Below are 18,766 nucleotides of genomic sequence, written 5' to 3' on the forward strand. Positions count from 1 at the left end.
GACATCATCTGATTTAACTTGAAATATATGATAATATAAAGATAATAATTTTCTAACTTCGAGAATTGAGCGGAAAGGAAAGCTTCGAATTATTATTTATAAAATTATTTGTGAATACATTCACAACCAGCGGGAGGGATGCTTAGGATGAAAAAGAAAGTGGTTCTGGCAGGCGGTACAGGCTTCATCGGAGAATACTTCAGTGAACAGTTCCGTCAAAGGGGTTATGAAGTTCACATTATATCCAGGGATTCATCCTATATTACATGGGAAAACCACAAGGGTATCATATCAGCTTTGGAAGGGGCGGAAATGGTCATTAATCTGGCCGGGAAATCTGTGAACTGCCGTTATCATGATAAGAATAAACAAGAAATCATGCAATCGAGAATCAGGACAACCAAGATCATAGGAAAGGCGATTGAATCCTGTGATAATCCCCCTGAGCTCTGGCTTAACTCTTCCACTGCTACGATTTATCGTCATGCGGAAGACATGCCAATGACAGAAACTGAAGGCGAAATCGGTTCCGGCTTTTCTGTAGAAGTCGCAAAAGAATGGGAAAAGGCCTTTTTCTCTTTCCAATTACCACATACCAGGCAGGCTGCTCTTAGGATTGCCATTGTCCTTGGAGAGGACGGCGGTGTGATGACTCCTTATATAAATCTAGTGAGATTCGGCCTTGGCGGGATCCAGGGGTCAGGAAATCAAATGTTCAGCTGGATTCATATCGAGGACTTATTTAATATCGTCCTTTTTCTTCAGAAAAACAAGAAAATAACCGGTGTATTCAATTGTTCAGCACCTGGACCAGTCACAAACCGGAAATTGATGAAAAGCTTAAGGAAAACAATGAACAAAGCAATCGGACTGCCGTCACCCAAGTGGATGCTGGAGGTGGGTGCGATGATGATCAAAACAGAAACAGAACTGGTGTTGAAGAGCCGCTGGGTCATTCCTGACAGGCTTGAGCGTGAAGGATTTCAATTCAAATACAGGGAGATTGATGAAGCCCTGCTCCAAATCGTCTCTAATCTGGAAGCCAGATGAATAATGTGGTTATCCATGATAGTCAAGGCGGTGAGCAGTAGACAATAACAAAGCAGTTTTACGTGAAGGAGCAGTTATCGCCGTATAGCTGTTTTTTTCTTATACCTTGAATATTATTTATAAGTGATAATTATTTATTGATAATCAATAAATAATGTAATAAGATGGATATTGAGAAAACAATCTGCTCAGGAGGTTACGGATGAAAGTTCATACTACTTTGTTTTTAAAGATTGCCTTAGTCATAATTGGTCTTTCAGTATTCTGCTTATGTCTATTCTGGCTCCCCTGGATCAGCAAGGAATCGGCTGAACTTGCTCCAGAGTTTGCTTTCTTACGGATACCAGTACTTACCGGACTGTATCTAACGGCTGTTCCATTCTTTTTCGCCATACTTCAGTCCTGGAAACTTTTGGTCTTTATTGAAGAAAAGAACGCCTTTTCGGTAAAGGCAGTTGAGACATTAAATTATATTAAATTCAGTGCTATTGCTATCATCAGTGTATATATCATCGGTATGTTTGCTTTAGTGATGTTCGAGGCTCTTCATCCGGGAATTGCCTTAATTGGAATCGGAATCATTTTCATTTCTGTGCTGGTTTCATTGTTTGCCTCCGTTCTTCAGCAGCAGGTAAGAAATGTACAGCAAATAAAAGCTGAACAGGACCTGACTGTATGAGGTGATTACAGGCTTTGGAGGGTATTTGATAAGTAATCGATTGCAAGTGCCAGGTGATTCCGGAGATTGTATGTTCAATAAGCGATTCTCTATTCATGCCACCCTCCACCATAAAAGCGAGGACCAATACTGAACCACTACCTGGAGCTTTTACCATAAGGGAAGAAATTTCCCTTATTGAAGAAAAGTCGAAAAAAATAGGTCAAATAAGGGTAAAAATTTCCGCTATTTACTTAAAAACATGAAAAATAGGGCTGAAGAGCATGCTTAACGGAAAATCCTTCCCTTATTTACCTATCCCCAGCTAATTTTTGCAATTTAACGGAAAAATTTTCCCTTATTATAAGTACTCCCCTTCCTTTGGAGACCTACTCAATTAATGAAATTTATTTTGTGCATTTTATACGAGTCCATAGTAAAAAAGCAGTCGGTTTAGACTGCTTTTTTCTAGTTTTGTACTCCAAAACTGAACTACTTATTTTTTTAAAAGGGAAGCTCTATTTTCTTTTGAAAGCCAAAAGCCATTGTAAAAAATGAGAAAATTTGAAATAATTGTTAACGGATAAACGGAAGAAGGGATGACTAATATCACTCGAATAAAGAGAAAGACATTAAAAGACTGGGGAAAATTTATCTTCATAACTTTTATGATACTGGGAGGTACTGTCTACTATACACAAGTTTTAAAACCTAAGAATTCTTTAGACTTATATCAATCAATTTCTTCTGCGGAAGATTTTGAAGAGGCTCAGGATATAACATTGGAAGGCTATGAAAAATATTTTAAAGAAGAAGATTTTGAATACATTCAGGATAATGCCAACCAGGCTGAATCTATCAAGCAATTTACCCTTTTTGAATATGAGGAAAATACTTACTTGATTATGACTACACCTGGAACTGAGAGCTTGAAGGTACTATCTGTGGAGGAGCTCCCCAAAGAAGTGAGATCATATTTTTTGAAAACCCTCCCCGAATGATTCATAGATGACAGGAGGAATGAAATTGGAAATGCTATTAAAAGCAGCTGCTTATATCATCTTTATCGCTGGCTCTGTCTATTTCTTTTATGGAGGAACAAAAAGGCCTGAAAACAGAAGAGGAAAATGGCAATCTGCGGCCATTATGTTCATAAGCATCATTCTTTTAAGTTATTATTATTGGGTTTAACTATCCTAACGATGGAAAGAGGAGATTAACTTCATGAGATATGAACCGCTGAACCTGAAAGAAAAGCTGACGAAATTTAATGACCATTGGTCACCAAGAGTCATAACCGAAATGAATGACTACCAATTCAAACTCGTTAAAGTACAGGGGGACTTTGTCTGGCATGATCATAAAGAAACAGACGAGGTGTTTTTCGTGCTGGAAGGAGAAATGTCGATAGAGTTTCGAGATGGGGAAGTGAAGTTGAAAAAAGGTGAGATGTTTGTTGTGCCCAAGGGTGTTGAGCATAAGCCTTTTGCAGAGAAAGAATGCCATATAATGCTGGTTGAGCCGAAAGGTGTTGTCAATACAGGAGAGGCAGAAGGAGACCTCACTGCCGACAATGACGTCTGGATATAGAAATGAGCTTGATTGGAGGGATGAAAGAATGCCGACAGTCGGTGTTTTTGCTGCTGTAATGGATGATGAAGACCGGATTCTCTGTGTGAAAATCAACTATGGGTCCTGTAATTGGACATTGCCGGGTGGACATTTGGAAAAAAATGAGTCCCCCGTGGATGGGGTCAAAAGGGAAGTATTCGAAGAAACAGGATATGAAGTGAATGTCACTGATTTAATAGGGGCATATTCAGCGCCTGAAAAAGACGATCTCGTCCTCTTATTCAAGGCAGTAATCAGGAAGGGTGGCCACTTTCTTCCTACAGATGAAATCTCTAAAATTGGTTTCTTCCATAAAAATGATTTGCCGAATGAAATGCACCCCTGGAATGTAAAAAGAATCACAGATGCTTATTCGGATAAAGTAAGCAATCTGCATATTTTTTAGAAAGTTGGCTGTTCTATGAAACTTTTACGTTTGTCCTCCGTACCTGTTAGGGAGAGAAGCGATTTCCTATCGTTTCTATTGATGGCTGATGAAAGCGAAGCCGCCGTTAAGGAATATATCAATGAGGGAGATTTGTTATCTATCCTAATGAACAATGTACCGGCAGGTGTCATCCTGTTTACAGAGATATCCGATGAGGTTGTTGAACTGAAGAATTTTGCTCTTCTGCCGGAATTCAGGGGTAACGGACTGGGAAAATCCATCATACAGGAGGCACTCCGGCTGCAGAAGGAAAAAGGGGTAAAAAAAGTGATAGTCGGAACTGCAAATTCCAGTATTGGAAACATAGCTTTCTATCAGAAGGCAGGGTTCAGGATGGCCGGAGTGAAAAGGGATTTTTTTGCCAGATATCCAGATCCAATCTTCGAAAATGGCATAAGAGCACTGGATATGATTATGTTTGAAAAAATGCTGATAAAGGGAGAAATTGATGGGTAAAAAAGTTTACTTAGGACTACTGGTGGTGGGGGGATTGCTAACTTTGATTGGGTTTGTAAAACTTCTTACAAGCGTTGATGATGGTATCGATACTGCCACTGAATTTTTTGTGATGGAAATGGATGGAGCCATGGATACTGAAACTTTTCAAACCGTGAAGGAAGGATTAATCATGAGAAATATCGCGATTGGTTCGATTGTATTTTCATCAGGGCTTTTATTCTTTCTCTTTAATCTTTATAAGGTTTCAGCACTCTTTTTTAATGAAAAGGATAAGATGTGAGCCTGAAAAGGAACAAAACCGACCATGTAGTATGTATGGAACAGATAAAGTATCAAAGAGGGAAGTGAGACTGTGTATTGGGTTGCTGCAATTTTTGATAGCAATACGGAACAGACCATCAAAGGGATCTGGAACGAATTATGTGAAGAGTCGATCTCCTTTTTTGCAGATGAAATTAGTAATGGCAGGCCGCATCTTACTTTAGCCAGTTATAGCAGCCTGGATAAGGAAGTTTACATTGAAGGCATGAAGGACTTTTACAAAGATAAACGGGCTATTGATATTTGTTTTAATACTTTGGGAACGTTTTTAAATTATGGAACCCTGTTCTTTTCTCCCACCATGACAAATGAACTGTTTGATCTCCATCAATCTCATCACCACTATTTCAAAGCTTTTAACCATACTGCCAACTCCCTGTATCTCCCTGGAAAATGGATTCCACATTGTACACTGGCGAATAATCTTGAGCCTGAACGAATGTCAGAAGCTTTTACATTTTGTTTAGAAAGTAACCATACGATTACCGGCAGGATTAAGGAAATTGCACTTATGGAAGAAAAAAGATGGACAAGGCGGACCTTTGGAAGCACCAGTTATTTTTTCAATTATACTAAAAGAGGGGGCAGAGTCATGAAGAAAACCATCGTTTTTATCGTGAGTTTTTTTATTGTATATACTGCAGTGCAGCTGATCTCAGGAATGTTTCTTACCCTCACTTATACTCCGGATATTGAAAAGTTGTGGCAGGGCAGTTCGATAACGAGTGTAGAACAGTCATCTTCTTTTTCACTTTATATTATACTGTTTCTTTCTGCTGGGATCGCCTTCTTAATTACAAAATTGTACAGTAAGTTAGTTAGATAAAGGAGCCAAGAAATGTTTAAAGTCAAACTGGATGAAAACACTTATCTTTCTCTTTTAGAGAGGCAACATGCTCCTGAGCTGTTTCAGGTGGTCGAGGAAAACCGGGAAATGTTAAAAAGGTGGCTTTCCTTTCCAAATAAAACGAACAGTGTAGAAGACTCAGAGCAATTTATAGACAGATCGATGAAACGCCATGAGAGTAATAACGGTTTTTGGGCGGGGATTTGGCATAAAGGAGAACTGGCTGGAGCTATCGGATTCCTGTATGTGGATTGGAATAATCACAAGACGGAAATTGGCTATTGGCTTGGAAGCAAGTTTGAAGGAAAGGGACTTGTCACGAGTGCTTGCAATAAGTTCATCAACCATAGTTTTGATACATGGGGATTGAATAAAGCAGAAATCAACATGGCAAAGGGAAATATTAGAAGCAGAGCGGTGGCAGAACGTCTTGGTTTGAAAGAAGAAGGAATAATAAGAGATTATGAGTTTTTGAATGACGAATACCGCGACAGGGTGTTTTATGGGGTTTTGAAGGATGAATGGATGGACAGAAAAGAAAATCGGAGAGAAAGCCAATGAAACCAGTAGATAAATCGCTAATAGGAAAAAGCATATTCTTCAGGGAACTGAAAGAGTCAGATTGGAGAGGGATCCATGAATATGCTTCAAAAGAAACAGTATCAAGGTTCCAGCCTTGGGGTCCCAATACAGAAGAAGAAACAATTGCCTTTGTCCAACAGGCATTGGAAGATAGCAATAATAACCCCAGAACACGTTTTATGTTTGCTGTCATTTGTAAGGAAGAGGGAAACCTGATTGGAGCAGGCGAACTGAATATCAGGGATTTCTGTAACCAGGCAGGTGAAATAGGATACATACTCAATCCAAACAGCTGGGGAAAAGGAATAGGGACAGAGGTCGCAAAGTTACTCATTCAATATGGTTTTGTAAATCTTGATCTCCATCGAATCTATGCCACATGTGCTCCGGATAATATTGCATCGTATAAGGTGTTGGAGAAGGCGGGTATGGAGAGAGAGGGTATCATGCGCCAGCATCTGAAGTTAAAGGAAGGCTGGCGCGATTCTATGCTGCATGCCATTTTGAGGAGCGAGTGGGCAGAAGAGGATTTGTAGCTCGCCATTATCAAGTCAGGGGGAGATGTATATTTTACTTCTATTAAAAATTCTGAACTTTATAGGGAACTTTGCAGTATTTCATTATCTACTCGGTAACCTCTATTTTAACAGGGCTCCAATATATTATTATGGAATAAGCATCCTGGGATACATTTTAGTCCTTGTGCTGTCGCTTGGAATGACTTGGTTCACATTCTGGTATGCTGAGAAAGTTTATTCAATAAAGGGTGAAAAAGCGAACTCCATATAGTTTGGAGAAGAGGATTAATTATTGTCCTTCACAATGAAAATAAGAAAGACTCTTAGAAACATACCTAAGAGTCACGAACCTTTATTGATCAAACATTGAATTCATTTCAACTGCAGCCTCTGTCACTTCTGCTGGAATTACAATGGATTCAAGCTCATTGAAATTTGAGAATTGGCTGTCGATCATTTGATTCATCTTTGTGATATCTCCATTTTTCCCCATCTCTATTACCTGTTCTACTTCCATTGCTGTAGTATGAAAGCTTTCTTTATCAATTGATACCTTCAGATTTAAAGCCAAAAGGCTGGTATCATCCATAATCCCTTCAAAGGTTCCTTCTAATTCACCTTGTATAATGGACATTCCTTCTTTCAACAGCTTATCAGCTTCTTCCCCTTCTAAAGCCAGTTGAAGAATATAAGAGTTCTCATCCTGAGTAAATGTAAATTGATCTAAGTATGGTTCATACTGTTGCAGCTGGTTTTTAGGTAACGATGATTCCTGGAAAGCCGCTCCGTTGAGAAGTCCAGCCATTTCGTTAGGAAGCTTTGTCCATTGATTCTGCATATTTTCCTTCATGTATATAGCTTCTTTGCCTAAGTACATTTCCAATTGTGTCACAGGAATTTCACTTAGCTCAGTGTCATCCATTGACATATTGACTGAGGAAGTTTGATGCATTGTCAGAGGCTCGAGAACGATATCGGAAGAAGAATTTGTACTCATTTTCATCGGGCCGTTTTCGCTGGCCTCTTCATGAATATCCTGCTCAAGATTCATTTCCATATGGAAACTGTTTAACTCGGCATCTGCCTTTTGTGATTTATCGAACACCTCTTTAAGTGTCAAATCACTTTGATTCTGGACATTCCCTTCAGGTGATGCTGTGGCCGAACAGGCGCCTAATGTGACGACAAGGGCAGCAGTTGTAAATAATTTAGAAAGCTTTCGCATTTTTCCACTCCTTTATTGTCTTCTACACCTATATACGATTCGCCCCGCGAAAAAGTTTCATAATTCAAAGAATTGTTCCTTTCTGCTGGATTCATTGTTATATACTAATAGAATAGAAAATGTCAGGAGGGGGCGCAGGCCATTTGAAGAATTATATTATTTTACTTTTAGCGGCATCCTTCCTTTTATCAGGATGTCTGCCTGAAGAAACAGGCAGGGAAGAATATACAATTTGGGTAGAAGGGTCACAGCAGAATAAGGAGATTGAAGAGTCAGCCTATGAAAGGCTTAAAGAAGCAGGAATCGATTTTAAAATCGATTCCAAGGGAAATCTGCTAATCAGGGAAAAAGATTTAGGAAAAGCAGTCATGTGCTGTTCTTGAGTGAAGGGAGTCTACAGAATGTATGGGGTAATTGGATTGTTTGATGAACACACCGGCAATAAGATAAGGACTATTTGGGAAGAGCTTAAAGAACAGTCGATTTCATTCTACGCAGAGGAAGTGGTGGACAGGAAACCCCATATAACCCTTGCAAGCTATAAGGAAATGAATGAAGCCGAATTTAGTAAGAAGATGGCCGAAATTTATAAAGCGCAGAGCTGCGTAGATATTTCATTTCCCTCGCTTGGATCTTTTCTCAATTCAGGGGCATTGTACCTTGCGCCTCTCGTCACAAATGAGCTGCTGGATTTACATAAGAGGCATCATGAACAGTTTGCCTGCATCAATCATTATGCTCAAACTCTATACTCTCCTAATCAATGGATCCCACATTGCACTCTGGCAAACAGACTGACTCAGGAGAAACTGTCACAAGCCTTCATTCATTGCCTCAAAAGAGAACAACCAATCGCTGGAAAAATAACAGAAGTGGCTCTTATCAGAGTAGAGGGAAATAAAGCTCCTGTCATATCATCGGTAAAATTAAAACCAACCGGGAGGGCGAAATATGCTTCATCATGTTGAAATCTATGTAACTGATTTAAAACGAACAGTGGAATTCTGGGGATGGTTCCTTGGGGAACTAGGATATACCTCATATCAAAAATGGGATAGAGGGCAAAGCTGGAAGTTTGGGGAAACGTACCTTGTATTTGTACAGACCGAAGACCGCTATATGGACATCCCTTACCACCGCTGCAGAACAGGATTAAATCACCTGGCATTCCACGCTGTATCCCGCAGCCAGGTTGATGAAATGACCGGAAAATTGAAAGACAGGGGAACGAACATCCTCTACAGTGACAAACATCCTTTTGCCGGTGGAGAGGATTATTATGCCGTATTTTTTGAGGATCCAGATCGGATCAAGGTAGAGCTTGTCGCCCCGAAATAAATGTGAAAAATAGCTTATTCATCATATCTAAATGCTGGAAAAATTTATATTATAGAAATAAAAGGTTTTTTCTGGGGGAGTACGATGAAAAGGTCAATCGGAACCTTTTGTTTAATTGGTTTTTCAATTCTATTGGCTGGCTGCAGGATAGACCTTCAATATTCTGCACCGGAAGCAGATGAAGCAGTGATAGACGAACCTGAGGAAGAAAAGGAAGAGGAAATTCAGTTTGTTACCGTAGAAGAGCAGCTTGAAGCTATTTCGGTAGGAGATGAATTGAATGAAGATGGCGAGATTAATACAAGTGTTGATATTGCCGGTATGGTCGAAGGCGGAATGCAGCTTAAGTTAAAAGGGAAATCCAATCTTCCGGAGGGTGCAGTATTGACCATATTATTGCAGGAATATGGGAAGCAGAGTGGTTTCAGCGTAAATAATATTTTGCAAGGTGAAGAACCAGAGGGAGACATAATTGCAGAAAGGGACATCGTCATTGGAGCTAGCGGGGAATTTAAAACTACCGTGACAAGGAAAGATAAATTGAAATACAGCAAGATGACTGTCACCTTCAGGCCGGAACGGCAGCCGGAAGAGCTGCAACTGATATATGGTCCACACGGTGAGAACATCACTCTCCCTGATAAGAGCCGAAGCCGGATAACATATACAGTAAATAATGAAGAATATACCGGCTACCAAGCCTATGCCCCGATTGAGTTTCTGAATGCCTTTTCACAGCTATGGGAAGAGTACCAATCCGCAGAAGAGCAAGGAAGTGAATAGTCCTTGCTGTTTTTTTAATGCTTAAAAGAATAACACTTTTTTTAAAATCCGGGAGGATATTCTTTATAGGAAAAGAATTTAAAATAGAACAGAAACTGAAGGGAGAGTGGTTATTATGGCTGCCGATTTTTTGAAAACAGAATGCATCAATGAGTTTATCTCAGCCAACCGTAATAAGTTCAAACAAAAACTGCTGTCTGAAGCGGTTAATGTTGGGACCAAAATTAATGACATTTTAGAAAAAGGGAATATTGATCTTTTAAAAAATGCTGAACTGCTCGCACTTTATATAACTGAAAACAGAGAAGATGACCTAGTCGCATTTGCCAGGCAGGAAGGAGTTGCTTGGGCAAAGCATGATTTGACATTGTCATTTAAACTGGAATGGGTTCATGCAATCAGGAGAACAATCTGGTATTTCCTCTATCAATTCGAAATTTTGGAAAATGAAGAGGAATATAATCCAGCAAGATTTTATGATTTAGAAAAAAGCATCAATGATAAAGTTGACCAATTCTTAAATACATTTTTTATAAGTTATTCTGACTATAAAGATGAACAGCTTTTATCTCAAAAGAAGCTGGTTGAAAACTTATCGGTACCAATCATTCCTCTTAATCCATCAATTGCTGTTCTGCCCCTGATCGGCATGATTGATTCTCATCGAATTTATACTATTGAAGAAAAGGTCCTCAAAGGGATTGACTCTATGAAAATCCAAACATTGGTCATCGATATGTCAGGTGTTGCGGAAATGGAGATTGATGTTATCATTCATTTCGAAAAGCTGTTGAGCGGGATTAAGATGATGGGGTGTAAAGCCGTTTTGACAGGCTTGCGTGTTGACCTTGTCAGAAGTATGATGAGTGCAGGAGCAACGTTTGAAAATCAGGCAGAGACAAAAGGGACATTACAGCAGACTCTTGAAGAACATTGGCAGAAGAGTACGAATTCCCTTAAAACATATAGTCATTCATAATAATTGGTTTTTTAGAACGGCGAATTGACCTGCAAAGAGCTCTTTTCAATTGAAATGAGCTCTTTCATTTTGAAAACTTTCTTTACCTGTTTTATGGTATAAACAAGTTGATAAGATAAAAGTCACACTAATCAGCAACCATACTTCAGATAAAAGTGCTTATCAAAGAATGTAGTTTAATTCTATAACACCCATAAGGAAAACAAATGGAAAATAATTACCCAATAAAATGAAACCTTTTAGGATGTGTGAATCGTCCAATAAGAAATTAATAAGACAGGTGAGGGGAAAAAAGGGAGCTGCAACAATGGATAAACGCAAACGAGACTTGTTACTGGATGAAATCATGACAGAATATGGAGACGAATTGGTCAGGCTTGCCTATTCCTATGTTAAAGATGCAGATATCGCAAAAGATATTACTCAAAATGCTTTTGTGAAATGTTATAAAAAGCTGGACTCCTTCCGTGGAGACGCTAAGATGAAAACCTGGTTATACCGTATTACAATCAATGAATCCAAAGACTACCTGAAAAGCTGGCATCACAAAAAAGTTCAAGTATTTGACTACATACAAGAAAGTACAAATTCGTTACTTCCTTCTGTTGAAACCACGATGGTTAATGAAGAGAAGAGCCAGGAAATAAAAGAAATCATCTTTTCCCTTCCGAAGAAGTACAGGGAAGTCATTTACCTGTATTATTATGAATCATTAAATATCGAAGAGGTGGCAGAAGTGACTCAGCTGCAAGTGAATACAGTTAAGACCCGATTAAGAAGAGCAAAACAGAGGCTGAAAATCAAGTTGGAGGAGGCTGAGGTTTATGAATGATAAAGATATCAGGGAGTCTTCAAGGGAGCTGCGAAAAGAGGAACTTCGTTTTACAAAAGAAGACAGAGAGAAAGTTTTTAAAAAAATAGAACGAGAAGAATCTTCGGCAAAACCAGGCTTCTTTCATACAATAAACCAGCGTGTTGCTCCTTTAGCAGCTATGGCTGTTTTGCTCACACTTTCGATTGTCCTTGCCTATTCATTTATTGATTCAAGCAACCAGACTGCAGACCATTCAGAAAAGCTGGCAGCAGAAGAAGCAAATAAACACTCTTCCTTGTTGTTTATTTTAGAAGGCGAAAATCAGAGGACAGATTTGCATTTACTGATTACGTATAACAAGGTGAAAGGAACAGTCAAATTGCTCTCCCTGCCACAAGATCTGTATGTTCCATTGGTGAATCCATTGAAGGATGTGGGGGAGAAGGGTAAGCTCACTGATGTCAATGCTTATGGAAATGGTGCAGAATCAGTTAAGGATTCAATATCGAAAATCCTTGATATGAATATTGATCACTATCTTGCGGTAGAAACCGATAATTTTGAATATATCCTGAACACCATCGGTGACACTGTGATAGATTTAGACGAAGAAAAAGTATTGTTTTCTTATGAAGAAAGTGAAATCAACTTAGAAAAAGGCGAGAGGAAACTTAATGGTTCTGAGGCTGTTACATTGTTAACGACCCCCGAGATGACAACTCAAGATAACAGCTGGAGTGAAGAAGATCGACTTCAATTATCAAAGGCCGTATTAAAAAACATGTTAAAACACCTGCCACCTGCTACTTTAGCCGACTTAATGGGTGATGCGAAAACGAACACAGACCTGGAAAAAATATTAGAAGAAGTGGCAACAACCAAGTTAAATACAATGGATACTGTTTCAATCCGTGAAGGGTTGGAGCCGGTAACAATCGATAATTGGTTCTACTTGAAACCAGATGAAGATTTCTTTAAAAAGGTAAAAAAAGAGATGACAACCTTTGAATAACTTAACAAAAATTATCACCCCTTAGTCGAATGATAAGGGATTCCGTTCAGGGAGAGAAAATAGCAAACAGCAATATTAATAGCAGGCTAATTCGCATATGAATTAGACCTGCTTTATTTGTTGTTATATCAAAGTTTCCATACGAATTTACAATTGAAAATAATGGATATTCCATTAAGGAGCAAGGAAAGTGGAAGATGATTTTTTGATTATAGAAAGTCCTATCCTTAAGTGAGGGGTCACAGATCCATAAATAGGTGTGACCGTCAAGTAGAATGATACAATTTTTGCTGATTAATTTGAGACACTTTGTTCACCAAAAATCGTTTTTCTATGTTTCATTCTCCAACTATCATCATTTAAATGAACTATTTCCACTCGATGTAATATCCGGTCCAGTATAGCTGTCGTGATGGCTTGATCGCCCAATAGCTCACCCCATTCTTTGGGTCCTTTATTAGATGTTAGTATAATCGAGGATTGATTATAAAGGTTGTTAATGAGGTGGAAGAACATATTAGCTTCCTGTTTATCCATTGCCATAAACATCAAATCATCAATGATAACCAAATCTGCCTCTCTAATTCGCTTCATTCTTGTTTTGGATTTCCTCGTTATTTCTTCTGTCTTTAATGCCTGAATTAGATCTCCCATAGTGGTAAAGATCACTTTATATCCCTGGTTTAAAGCTTCAATTCCAAGACCTATCGAAAGATGGGTCTTACCGACACCTGGCGGTCCTAGAAAAATGATATTATATAGCTGTTCAATCCAAGTTAAATCTTTTAACTGGTTCAACTTCTTACTGCTCAAAGACTTTTGCTCTTTCACGTTATACTCATCCACTGTTCTATGGAAGGGAAACGTTGCCCACTTAAATCGCCTTTCCAGCTGCTTTTCATCTCTGCGTTTTTGTTCATAGGTTGCTACATCTAGTAGAAACTGAGTAAAGGACAAATCCCTTTTCTCAGCTTCTCTTATTAACTCTGGCAATCGATCAGCTGTTTCAGCTAACCGAAGGGATCTAAATATATCTTGGACCTCCTGAAGCTGATTCAACTTTGATCACCTTCTTCCAATAAGGCAGTATAGGTATCGACATTTCTCTTTTGTGCTTCTGTTTCTATAATCCAACCGGATATGCTATTTAATGGTGAAACAGTCTCAGCTTTGTCGTTTGTTGTATCATGAACCTGGCGTTGTCGCTTGAGGTATAAAATGATATCGCTGAAATCTGTTGCACTATATAAGTTTCTCTTGATACATTCCGAGAGGGCTGCTGTTAGGAGCTGCTCGTTATTTTGTTTTGTTTCTTTTAGTATCATTTGTAACTGATCACGAATATACCGTGGGTACTTCTCACGAAGTTTATCCAAGTAATCGTAGGCCGTTTCTGTTTCTTCGAATCGGTTCGCCACAGTATCAATGAATGCATCAATTCCTTTTGTGCGATCTCTTGTATGCTTTCTGTCTTTAATTAATTGTCCTTTACCATCTGGAATCTGATGCTTGGCCAGGAGTTCTCCTGTCTCAGAGTGATAGATTAATAGTTCTCTGTCTTTTGTTTCTTTTATTGAGACAGTTTCATTCATATGAAAAGTTCCAAGTGGAAGGGAGTACCTATTGGATAAATACCGTATGGTATTGTCCTTATGGACGCTTCTTGTTATACTATTTTCATGATTGTTTAGGAAATTAATGTTTCCTGAGACTGGTCTTAAGTGTTGCTTTTCCAAGGAGAACACTTCGACCGGTCTTTTTTTTGTTGTGTTATGGATTTTTCTATTACCTGTACGGTTTAACCATTCCCATCCTTGCTCATTCCAGGAATCAATATTATTGAACACTCTATACTTGGCGAAATTGTACTTAATAAATCCTACAACGTTTTCTATTTTCCCTTTGCTTTCTGGATCGGCTTTCCTACAAACCCGAAGGTTTAATTTGCGAGTTTGTTTATAGTGCTGGAACTCTTTCGTTAAAATGAGATCACCGCCATTCTCGCTCACCACAATTAAGCTATCCTGATCATACACGAGTTCTCCTGGAATCCCACTAAACCATTGAAAGGCATTTTCATGAGCTTGAATGACATCTTGAGTTGTAAAGGGGCGATCTAACCACTCTTTATATTTGTATCTCGAGTTAGATAGCACAAAGGCAATAAAGTTAAGCTTTACTTCTTTATTACCAGACGTTTTTTGCTTGGTGTGCCCAAAGTCAACTTGGATCTGTTCCCCCATTGGTGAATCTGGAATTGCTTCATAATCCCTTGGTGAAGATTCCTTAGCTATTTTATATTCAACTCTTAGCTCCCTTACGTAAGCACGGACTGTACTTTCACCCACTTCAAGTTGTTCCTTATACCTTTCCATCAACCAATCTTCTACTTGTGCTGCTGAAAGATCAGGATGTTCCCTTAACCAATTCAAGATTAACTCTTTATAAGGATCCAACTTTTTCTTTCTTGTTTGTAAGGATTCAACCCATTCTGCCATCTCCGAAGGAGATTTCTTAAGGTGACGATATACAGTCGCCCTGGACACCCCCAGCTTATCTGCTACTTTTGTTTTACTGAATCCTTTCTTGAGTAACTGCTGTATTTCCATATACATTTCCCACTTATCCACCTTTTCTCAGCCCTCCAATGATTTAAGAATCAAACCATCATCATACAATGGAAGGGCCTTATATTTTACTGGTATATTAGGGTAAATAAGTGTTTCATCTTATCTAGCAAAAACTGTCTACTTTAGTTTAGCAGTCACAATAGGGGGAGAAATTCCCCTTAAACTGCAAAACATAGCTGAGTTAGCTATAAATAAGGGGAGGTTTTCCCCTTATTCCTGGCACGACACCCCATTTTTCATGATTTTCAAATGAATAGCGGTAAATATTCCCCGTATTTCAACTGTTTTTAGTGTCATTTCCTAAATAAGGGAAGTTTCTCCCTTTATTTTTATCACAAAATCCCTTAGTCAATGACAGGGGGTGTTTTTTTAGGTTAAATTCGAGACGGTTAAGGACATGATACCAAATAACTTTCGCCTGATGAATCTCAAAAATACCAGCCAGAATTAATGCCTGGAAAATAATGTTACGATATTATGTATAAACCCGGAAATCTATTTACATACCGCTGCCCCTTAGCTACTCTTAAATCAGGATAATAATGGAAAAGAGGGAGGAGAGGGGTATCGATACACAGACAATCGTCAAGTTAGTGGTCATTGCCGCATTATTTGAAGGATTTATGATCTTCCTGTTCATACGGTATAAGCAGGGGCAGATTGATGAGAATCCCTTAGTTACTGTATTTCAAAAAGAATGGAAATTATTGTATTATGCCTTCTTTAAGTGGAAACAGAATAAAACGCCGTCTACCGGCTCATTTCCCCTCCAAAAAAATACGAGTTATTTTTGGCTTTTCATCGCCCTTCTCCATGAGCAGGTCATTGAGATGGCTGCCTTTCATATTTGGCTTCGGAAAGAAGACCCGGCTTTCGCCTATGCCTTCACGGGACTTCATCTTTACAGCATTTTTTATCTGCTCGGCGACTATAACTGGGTGAGGAACACACCGGTTACCTTGGCTGATAACAGATTGAAAATGAAGATAGGTGCCAGAAGGGAGCTTAACGTTCACCTTAAGGATATAGACAGAATGGAAAAGGCGGAATTAAAGTATGACTCAAAGGGAGGGATCATTCATCCCAAAGACGTGTTTCATGTCACAGCGTTTCCGAGAATATGGACGAGGATTTTCGGGATGAGTGATCCTTTGCAGTATGAGATTGTTTTTAAGGAACCTGTAAAAGCCAAAGGATACTTTGGGTTGAAGAAGAAGGTATCGAAAGCTCTAATTTATATTGACCAGGCAGATGAACTCATCGAATCCATCAGAGAAAAAATCGAAACACTGGATAAGAATCAAACAGAATGGGAGGAGAAGCCTGCAGGGACATCTGTGAGAACTCCACTTATTAATTGGAAACTTTATAACATGTTGCTGGTTTTAAACCTCTTAGGAGCTTTGGCTTTAGCCCCTTATGCAATTGCCCGTGAGAATTATCACGAGATAATGGGTGTATCCAAGTGGGTGTTCACGGGAATCTTTACTGCTCAAACACTCATTGAAGGATCCATTCTGATCTTTATTGCATTGCTGCTTGGGAGAAAACTGAAGCTCAAAATGCCTATATTAGAAGCTATCAGTTCCAGACAGAAATTCACAAATTGGAAAATGATTGGGTATTCTGTTGTGATTGGAATGCTGACAGGAACGGCAATCATTATTACCTCATTGATCATTTCCAAACCGCTTGGGATCGATAACTCTTCCATTAATGAACCATCATGGTGGATTGGATTGCTCGGTTCTTTCGGGGCAGGTGTGACGGAAGAAACAATTTTCAGGCTGTTCCTTATCACATTCATTTTATGGATGATTTTAAAAGTGAAAAAATCTTCGCCTGGATTAACAGCAAAGTGGTTTGCCATCCTTGTTTCCACACTTGTATTTGGTGCCATGCACTTTGGAATCGCTTCATCCACATTTGATATGACCCCTGCCTTGATCTTGGCCATGCTGCTTATCAACGGAATCGGCGGAGTGGTATTTGGAGCACTGTTTTTATTCGCAGGACTTGAATTTGCGATGCTGGCACACTTTCTTGCAGATGTTCTTATTCATGTTATTAGTCCTTTGTTTATTTAACAAGGGGAGAAATACTGAACACAAAAGAAAATCCATTTTTCGTATCATTTTAAGTCGAACAATTCTGAGCGGAACTTCTTTTACAGGGAAGTTCCTATTTTTATAGAATTAAAGAATGAAAGAAATTTTAAGCAAAGACCGAACTGTTTTAACCTATATAGAGTAATAGAGATAAATGGAAAGAAAGGAGAAAGCCATGGGACTTTATATCAGTGAGGCGGAGGCCGAAGCTTTATTCAGTGAATATAAGAATTATGTATACAGGACAGCCTTGCTGCTTGCGAAATCGAGAAGCCTTGCCGACGATATTACACAGGAAACCTTCATAAGAATCCTGACCAACTATCATACCTATGATGATTCACGACCAATCAAGCCTTGGATTTATACCATTACCATCAATGTGACAAGGACAATAATGAGAAAACAAAAGTGGATTGAACGTTTTGCCCTGTTTACAGATGAGATTAAGGCAGATGGAGTCAATTCGCTTGAAGAGTCGTTTTTGAGGGATGAAGAAATGAAAGAACTGTGGGAAGCAGTAAGGCAGGTTTCTTTAAAAAGCAGGGAGGTCCTGATCCTTCACTTTTATCTGGGGTTTACCCTGAAAGAATCTTCAAGAATATTGAACATTCCAGAAGGAACGGCAAAATCCCGGTTGAATACTGCACTGAAGCAATTAAGGCGCATGGACATCAAAAAATTCCAAATGGAAGGGGGAGATATTGTTGAAAGATAGGGAACTAAAAAAGCTCTTCCAGGAGATTGACAGCAACGAAGGCACATCTGTTGATTTCGAAACTGTTTGGAGGAAAACCAACAGACAGAGTTGGTTGGATCGGTACTTTCATTCCCTGAAACATAATATCGCCATTCTATGTACATTATTAATTCTGGCCCCCATCATTGGCAGCCTTGTAGTCAACAATCCATTCTCCTTCCAGTCCAATAAGGAGGCAAACTTGTTCAATAGCGAATTTATCATTGAAGGGAATGTTACCCGCCTGGACAAAGATGTACTCATAAATGGGGATAGTGCATTACCACAAGGAACAATGCTTCAAGCAAAAATAAAACACGGGGACCGTGGGGGAATTATTCAGGAGAAGGAAATTGAAATAGGCAAAGAAGGATCTTTTTCCCTTTCCTTTCAACTTCCCGATGACAGCAAAGAATACCTTGTCACAATTGAATTGTTCCCGCATCTTCAGGACGCTGCAATTCAGAAGACAGTGGGAGAAAGGGGGGAACAGCTGTATAACAGCAGCCAGGTATCCGGTGTTTATCATTATTATATAGAGAACGAGCTGCATACAGGCATCCGCCTGTATGGAGAGGTGAAAAAGGAATTTCATGGTCAGAGCAAAATCATGTTCGGCAGCTTGAAGAGTGCTCACCCTTAAA

24 protein-coding genes are annotated in these 18,766 nt (G+C 39.1%); 21 read left to right on the forward strand and 3 right to left on the reverse strand.

Annotation, left to right across the window (positions count from 1 at the left end):
• The first annotated feature begins 147 nt into the window (after window positions 1–147).
• From M1E09_RS09295 to M1E09_RS09345, 11 genes are all read left to right on the forward strand, one after another.
• On the forward strand, window positions 148–1,050 hold the full coding sequence (locus tag M1E09_RS09295) for a TIGR01777 family oxidoreductase (protein ID WP_456274553.1): 903 nt from the start codon (window positions 148–150) through the stop codon (window positions 1,048–1,050).
• Window positions 1,051–1,252: 202 nt separating this feature from the next.
• The gene (locus M1E09_RS09300; protein WP_456274554.1) at window positions 1,253–1,729 is read left to right on the forward strand and encodes a DUF2975 domain-containing protein; all 477 of its coding nucleotides are present in this window, start codon (window positions 1,253–1,255) and stop codon (window positions 1,727–1,729) included.
• A gap of 578 nt (window positions 1,730–2,307) precedes the next feature.
• On the forward strand, window positions 2,308–2,709 hold the full coding sequence (locus M1E09_RS09305) for a hypothetical protein (RefSeq protein WP_456274555.1): 402 nt from the start codon (window positions 2,308–2,310) through the stop codon (window positions 2,707–2,709).
• Window positions 2,710–2,734: 25 nt separating this feature from the next.
• Window positions 2,735–2,899: a hypothetical protein gene (locus M1E09_RS09310; RefSeq protein WP_456274556.1), complete on the forward strand. Its 165-nt coding sequence runs from the start codon at window positions 2,735–2,737 to the stop codon at window positions 2,897–2,899.
• A 33-nt stretch (window positions 2,900–2,932) separates the two neighbouring features.
• Window positions 2,933–3,298, forward strand: a complete 366-nt coding sequence (locus tag M1E09_RS09315; protein ID WP_456274557.1) for a cupin domain-containing protein — start codon at window positions 2,933–2,935, stop codon at window positions 3,296–3,298.
• Complete coding sequence (locus M1E09_RS09320) at window positions 3,282–3,725, forward strand: NUDIX hydrolase (RefSeq protein WP_456274558.1); 444 nt, start codon at window positions 3,282–3,284, stop codon at window positions 3,723–3,725. The genes M1E09_RS09315 and M1E09_RS09320 overlap by 17 nt, the downstream gene beginning before the upstream one ends.
• A 15-nt stretch (window positions 3,726–3,740) precedes the next feature.
• Window positions 3,741–4,223 (forward strand): GNAT family N-acetyltransferase, encoded by a 483-nt coding sequence (locus tag M1E09_RS09325; protein WP_456274559.1) that lies wholly within the window; start codon window positions 3,741–3,743, stop codon window positions 4,221–4,223.
• Window positions 4,216–4,506 carry a hypothetical protein gene (locus tag M1E09_RS09330; RefSeq protein ID WP_456274560.1) on the forward strand — a complete coding sequence of 97 codons (291 nt, stop codon included), beginning with the start codon at window positions 4,216–4,218 and terminating at the stop codon, window positions 4,504–4,506. Before M1E09_RS09325 ends, M1E09_RS09330 begins: the two co-directional genes overlap by 8 nt.
• 72 nt (window positions 4,507–4,578) lie before the next feature.
• Window positions 4,579–5,373 (forward strand): 2'-5' RNA ligase family protein, encoded by a 795-nt coding sequence (locus M1E09_RS09335; RefSeq protein WP_456274561.1) that lies wholly within the window; start codon window positions 4,579–4,581, stop codon window positions 5,371–5,373.
• Between the two features lie 12 nt (window positions 5,374–5,385).
• On the forward strand, window positions 5,386–5,955 hold the full coding sequence (locus M1E09_RS09340; RefSeq protein WP_456274562.1) for a GNAT family N-acetyltransferase: 570 nt from the start codon (window positions 5,386–5,388) through the stop codon (window positions 5,953–5,955).
• Window positions 5,952–6,512 (forward strand): GNAT family N-acetyltransferase, encoded by a 561-nt coding sequence (locus M1E09_RS09345; RefSeq protein WP_456274563.1) that lies wholly within the window; start codon window positions 5,952–5,954, stop codon window positions 6,510–6,512. The genes M1E09_RS09340 and M1E09_RS09345 overlap by 4 nt, the downstream gene beginning before the upstream one ends.
• Before the next feature lie 334 nt (window positions 6,513–6,846).
• On the opposite strand, the gene M1E09_RS09350 is transcribed toward M1E09_RS09345, so the two are convergent.
• Window positions 6,847–7,719, reverse strand: a complete 873-nt coding sequence (locus tag M1E09_RS09350) for a DUF6612 family protein (RefSeq protein ID WP_456274564.1) — start codon at window positions 7,717–7,719, stop codon at window positions 6,847–6,849.
• A 143-nt stretch (window positions 7,720–7,862) separates the two neighbouring features.
• On the opposite strand from M1E09_RS09350, the gene M1E09_RS09355 reads away from it, so the two are divergent.
• The 7 genes from M1E09_RS09355 (at window position 7,863) to M1E09_RS09385 (ending at window position 12,645) form a co-directional block, all read left to right on the forward strand.
• The gene (locus M1E09_RS09355; RefSeq protein ID WP_456274565.1) at window positions 7,863–8,102 is read left to right on the forward strand and encodes a hypothetical protein; all 240 of its coding nucleotides are present in this window, start codon (window positions 7,863–7,865) and stop codon (window positions 8,100–8,102) included.
• Window positions 8,103–8,120: 18 nt separating this feature from the next.
• Window positions 8,121–8,687 carry a 2'-5' RNA ligase family protein gene (locus M1E09_RS09360; RefSeq protein WP_456274566.1) on the forward strand — a complete coding sequence of 189 codons (567 nt, stop codon included), beginning with the start codon at window positions 8,121–8,123 and terminating at the stop codon, window positions 8,685–8,687.
• The gene (locus M1E09_RS09365; protein WP_456274567.1) at window positions 8,671–9,057 is read left to right on the forward strand and encodes a VOC family protein; all 387 of its coding nucleotides are present in this window, start codon (window positions 8,671–8,673) and stop codon (window positions 9,055–9,057) included. The genes M1E09_RS09360 and M1E09_RS09365 overlap by 17 nt, the downstream gene beginning before the upstream one ends.
• Before the next feature lie 84 nt (window positions 9,058–9,141).
• A complete protein-coding gene (locus M1E09_RS09370) occupies window positions 9,142–9,840 on the forward strand; it encodes a hypothetical protein (protein ID WP_456274568.1) in 699 nt (232 codons plus the stop codon).
• Between the two features lie 115 nt (window positions 9,841–9,955).
• Complete coding sequence (locus tag M1E09_RS09375) at window positions 9,956–10,819, forward strand: STAS domain-containing protein (protein WP_456274569.1); 864 nt, start codon at window positions 9,956–9,958, stop codon at window positions 10,817–10,819.
• Window positions 10,820–11,126: 307 nt separating this feature from the next.
• Window positions 11,127–11,651, forward strand: a complete 525-nt coding sequence (locus M1E09_RS09380; protein WP_456274570.1) for a sigma-70 family RNA polymerase sigma factor — start codon at window positions 11,127–11,129, stop codon at window positions 11,649–11,651.
• Window positions 11,644–12,645 (forward strand): LCP family protein, encoded by a 1,002-nt coding sequence (locus M1E09_RS09385; RefSeq protein ID WP_456274571.1) that lies wholly within the window; start codon window positions 11,644–11,646, stop codon window positions 12,643–12,645. The genes M1E09_RS09380 and M1E09_RS09385 overlap by 8 nt, the downstream gene beginning before the upstream one ends.
• A gap of 294 nt (window positions 12,646–12,939) precedes the next feature.
• Here the strand turns inward: M1E09_RS09385 and istB are convergent, their stop codons facing one another.
• Window positions 12,940–13,704: an IS21-like element helper ATPase IstB gene (gene istB / locus M1E09_RS09390; protein WP_456273190.1), complete on the reverse strand. Its 765-nt coding sequence runs from the start codon at window positions 13,702–13,704 to the stop codon at window positions 12,940–12,942.
• Window positions 13,701–15,275 carry an IS21 family transposase gene (gene istA / locus M1E09_RS09395; RefSeq protein WP_456273189.1) on the reverse strand — a complete coding sequence of 525 codons (1,575 nt, stop codon included), beginning with the start codon at window positions 15,273–15,275 and terminating at the stop codon, window positions 13,701–13,703. Before istA ends, istB begins: the two co-directional genes overlap by 4 nt.
• A 542-nt stretch (window positions 15,276–15,817) precedes the next feature.
• On the opposite strand from istA, the gene M1E09_RS09400 reads away from it, so the two are divergent.
• From M1E09_RS09400 to M1E09_RS09410, 3 genes are all read left to right on the forward strand, one after another.
• Entirely contained in the window at window positions 15,818–17,362 is a 1,545-nt protein-coding gene (locus M1E09_RS09400; RefSeq protein WP_456274572.1) for a CPBP family intramembrane glutamic endopeptidase, read from the forward strand.
• Between the two features lie 196 nt (window positions 17,363–17,558).
• Window positions 17,559–18,101, forward strand: coding sequence for an RNA polymerase sigma factor (locus M1E09_RS09405; RefSeq protein WP_456274573.1), 543 nt, complete (start codon window positions 17,559–17,561; stop codon window positions 18,099–18,101).
• The gene (locus M1E09_RS09410; RefSeq protein ID WP_456274574.1) at window positions 18,091–18,765 is read left to right on the forward strand and encodes a hypothetical protein; all 675 of its coding nucleotides are present in this window, start codon (window positions 18,091–18,093) and stop codon (window positions 18,763–18,765) included. Before M1E09_RS09405 ends, M1E09_RS09410 begins: the two co-directional genes overlap by 11 nt.
• The last annotated feature ends 1 nt before the right edge of the window (window position 18,766 follow it).

This window comes from Bacillus sp. AK031, from assembly GCF_053903065.1.